A 3,705-nucleotide genomic window follows, 5' to 3' on the forward strand; every position below is an offset into this window, starting at 1 on the left:
GGCGCGAGGGGGTGCGTGCGGCGGTGGGGGATCTGCGGCCGGTGCGGCCGGATCTGCGTCTGAACGTGACCATGGCGTGCCTTCCAGAAGGGTCCGTGGGGGGAGTACCAATGACGCGCCGACGGCGCGGAGGCATTGGTATGGCCATGTCATAAATGACGTTATGGCGGCGGACGCGCCAGGGATAGGGGGACGCGGTGCTGCCGTTGGTCTAATCCTGCGAAATACTGGCGGAGCTGCGGTGAAGACCGCGAACGGGAAAAACTTTCAACAACCGGAAAGCCGGAGAGGGCCCTGACGTGCACCAGACGACTACCCCGCCCCCCGAGGAGGGCGGGCCGGGCGCCGCGCAGAGCAGAGGTATGGACCAGGCGTACCTCTCCCTGGAACGCGAGCTGGCCGTCTTCCTGCGCCGGGCCCGTGCGTCGTCCGGTGAGATGGCGCGCGAGGTGCACCCGGAGCTGGAGGCCGCCGCCTACGGCCTCCTCGTCCGCCTGGAGGACGCCGGGCAGCAGCGCGCCACCGACCTCGCCGCGTACTTCGGGGTCGGCAAGGCCACGATGAGCCGCCAGCTGCGCGCCCTGGCCGAACTCGGCCTCGTCACCCGCGAGCCCGACCCGGCCGACGGCCGGGCCTCCCTGGTGCGCATCACGGAGGAGGGCCGCGCCCGCTTCACGCGCGTGCGCGACGCCCGGCGCGCGCAGTACGTGCGCAAGCTGGCCGACTGGGACCGGGGCGAAGTCGCGGAGCTCGCCCGCCTGCTGCACCAGCTGAACACGAGCGCGGAGCAGTAAGGCGGAGCAGTAGGGCGGAGCAGTAGGAGAGACGGGCGGCGGAGCGGCTAGAGCTCCGCGTAGACCGCCGCCGCGTCGTCGTGCCGCTTGCCGAGGCGCTCTCCGCGCGCCCCCTCCTCCACGGCCCGTACGCGGTCGATCAGCGCCTGCGGGCCCTCCTTGGCGAGGACGGCCAGGCACTCCGCCCAGCCCCCCTCCCGGAAGACCTCCACCCACCGCGCCGCGCCGTCCGTGAGCGCGGCCAGCGCCCGCACCTCCGCCCGCGCGAAGGAACCGGTCACGGCCCGCCCCGCCACGTCCGGGTCCGCGGCCGCCGTGAAGAAGCCGCCCTCCGCGTTGCGCGCGGCGTCCGTCACCGGGCCCAGGGACCGCAGCCGTTCGATGCGGTCGTCGAGGACGGCCGTCACCGCGCCGTCCGCCCGCTCGACGAGCAGCACGGAGTCGGACAGGACCAGGTACTCCAGGCGCGCGTCGTCCCAGCGGGCCGCGACCACGGTGGCCTGCGGGGTGCGCCGGTGCGTGAGGTCGCAGGTGTCCCGATGCGCCTCCGCCGTACGGGAGATGGCGTCCGACAGGCAGCGGGCAAGGCTCAGCTCCCGCTCCGACAACGCGAGTTCGAGCAGCGCGCCGCCCAACCGGGCCGTGAACCAGGGCACTCCGTGCGCGCATCCGGTCGCGCCGGACGGCGGCGGCGTGACCCCGTCGAGCAGCACCAGCGCACCGCCCTTACCGGAGGCCGGCAGGGCGACGGATACGAAGTCCTCGTTCGGGTGGCGGTGTTCCCCCGGCTGGGTGGCGAGTTCGATGCGCATGGGGCCAGTGTGCCGGATGCCGGAAATCGACGGTGGCACGTGCGCATCCTGTCGGCTCCCTCCGCGTTGCTTCAGGTGACGTGCTGACCTGGCACGTGTGCGATGAGTGAAGCAGGTCGATTGTCAATCAGTGAGGGATGTTCACTCCTTCGAGTGGCCGGGCGGTCGATGGGCACCCCCGCCCCTCAGAGGTGCTGAAAGGGTCAAATCAGTACCAGGGGTGGGACGAGAGCAGATTGTGAGCACCGGTGCGGAAGAAGCGGCTTGGGGGCGGCGGCGGACGGAAGCCGCGGGCCACGGCGGTGCCGGAGCGCACCGCTCGCGTACGTAACCGACTGACCGTCTCCGTCGCGGTCATCACCCTCGCCGTGCTCGGCGCGAGCACCTTCGGCGTCCGCGAGGCGTGGCGCGACCTCACCGAGGCCCGCCGCCTGGCCGCCCTCGCGAGCGCCGACGCCTCGGCCCTCGCCCTCGCGCACTCGCTCGCCGACGAGCGCGACGCCATGGTCCAGTACGTGGCGGGCGGCCGCGCCGACTCCACCGGCGCCGGCCTCACCGACCGCCAACGCGTCGCCGTGGACCGGCAGATCGAGGCCTTCCGCCCCGTCGCCCCGCCGGCCGTCCGCGAGCTCCTCGACGCCCTCCCGCAGACCCGCCGCACGGCCTACTCCGGCAAGGGCGACGCCCTCGCGGCCTACACCGCCTACACCCCCGCCGTGCGGGCCCTGCGCGGCCTCGCCGACACCCTCGACCGCAGGACCGGCGGCGACTGCGCCGCCCTGCCGCCCCTCGCCCGCGCCACCGAGGCGGCCTCCGCGAGCCGCGGCCTGCTCCTGGGCGCCCTGGCCGCCCAGGGCCGCAAGCCCGAGCTGACCGCCGCGGCCCAGCGCGCCGACACCCGCACGCAGGACGCCCTGGCCGACTTCACCCGCCTCGCGCCCCCCGCCGCCCGCGACGCCTACGCCGAGGCCGTCACCGGCCCCGAGGTCACCGAGGCCCAGCGCCTCCTCGACCGGCTCACCCGCTCCCCGTCGGCCGCCGAGCTCGCCTCCCAGCCCGCCGAACCCGTCCGCACCGCCCTCACCACCCGCCTGCAGCGCATGCGGGGCGTCGAGGACGACCTCGCCGAGGCCGAGGCGCCCCGCCTGGAGGCGGTGCGCCACGACGCCATGACGGAGCTGGAGCGGCGCGTCATGGCCGCCGCGCTGTGCCTGTTCACCGCTCTGTTCACCGGCGTCTGGTCCGCCCGCTCGATCACCCGGCCGCTCGCCTGCGTACGGCTCGGCACGCGCCGCGTGAGCGCCGACCCCGTCACCGAAGAGCCCATCGCCTTCAAGGGCCGCGACGACGAATTCGCCGAAACCGCCCGGGCCGTCAACCACCTCCAGGGCAAGTTCCGCCGCCAGCAGGGCCGCATCGCCGCCCTGGAAGGCGAGCGCACCCGCCTCATCGCCGCCCGCCAGGACGCCGCCGACGAGCGCGACTCCCTCCGCGCCGAACAGCAGCGGCTCACCGAGCGCCTCGCCGCCCTCCCCGCCGAGACCCCCGCCGGCGACGACGCCCGCGAGATCGGCCTCCTCGTCGGCCTGTCGCTGCGCACCCTCGGCCTGGTCGAGCGCCAACTCGCCGTCATCGAGGGCATGGAGGCCCACGAGGCCGACCCCGAGCGCCTCGACACCCTCTTCAAGCTCGACCACCTCGCCACCCGCATGCGCCGCAACAGCGAGAACCTCCTGGTGCTCGCCGGCGCCGAGAGCGGCACCGGCCGCGCCGGGCCCGTGCCCCTGCTCGACGTCCTGCGGGCCGCCTCCGGGGAGATCGAGCGCTACCAGCGCGTGCGCATCCAGTCCCTGCCGCCGCACGCCCGCCTCGCCGGCTTCGCCTCCGAGGACGTCAGCCACCTCGTCGCCGAACTCCTGGAGAACGCCACGGCGTTCCCCCCGCCCGACGCCCAGGTCCAGGTCTCCGCATGGCACCTGGAAGGCGGCGAGATCGTGCTCTGCGTCCAGGACGAGGGCATCGGCATGGCCCCCGAGCGGCTCGCCGAGGCCAACGCCCTGCTCGCCGACCCCGCCCCCGGCGGGCCCGCTTGGTTCCGT

3 protein-coding genes are annotated in these 3,705 nt (G+C 74.6%); 2 read left to right on the forward strand and 1 reads right to left on the reverse strand.

Annotation, left to right across the window (positions count from 1 at the left end; translation table 11 throughout):
• The first annotated feature begins 362 nt into the window (after positions 1 to 362).
• Positions 363 to 794, forward strand: coding sequence for a MarR family winged helix-turn-helix transcriptional regulator (locus ACSNOH_RS33905; RefSeq protein ID WP_436725293.1), 432 nt, complete (start codon positions 363 to 365; stop codon positions 792 to 794).
• Between the two features lie 47 nt (positions 795 to 841).
• Here ACSNOH_RS33905 and ACSNOH_RS33910 read toward each other — a convergent pair whose 3' ends face one another.
• Positions 842 to 1,606, reverse strand: a complete 765-nt coding sequence (locus ACSNOH_RS33910; protein WP_436725291.1) for a protein phosphatase 2C domain-containing protein — start codon at positions 1,604 to 1,606, stop codon at positions 842 to 844.
• Between the two features lie 248 nt (positions 1,607 to 1,854).
• On the opposite strand from ACSNOH_RS33910, the gene ACSNOH_RS33915 reads away from it, so the two are divergent.
• Positions 1,855 to 3,705, forward strand: a 1,851-nt coding sequence (locus ACSNOH_RS33915) for a nitrate- and nitrite sensing domain-containing protein (RefSeq protein ID WP_436725292.1), incomplete at its 3' end; no start/stop codon positions are given.

This window comes from Streptomyces sp. URMC 127, from assembly GCF_051386535.1.
Lineage (GTDB): Bacteria > Actinomycetota > Actinomycetes > Streptomycetales > Streptomycetaceae > Streptomyces.

Excerpts from the sequence above, each read along its gene's own strand:
- ACSNOH_RS33905 (WP_436725293.1), top strand. The coding sequence starts at position 363 with ATGGACCAGGCGTACCTCTCCCTGGAACGCGAGCTGGCCGTCTTCCTG.
- ACSNOH_RS33910 (WP_436725291.1), bottom strand. The coding sequence starts at position 1,606 with ATGCGCATCGAACTCGCCACCCAGCCGGGGGAACACCGCCACCCGAAC.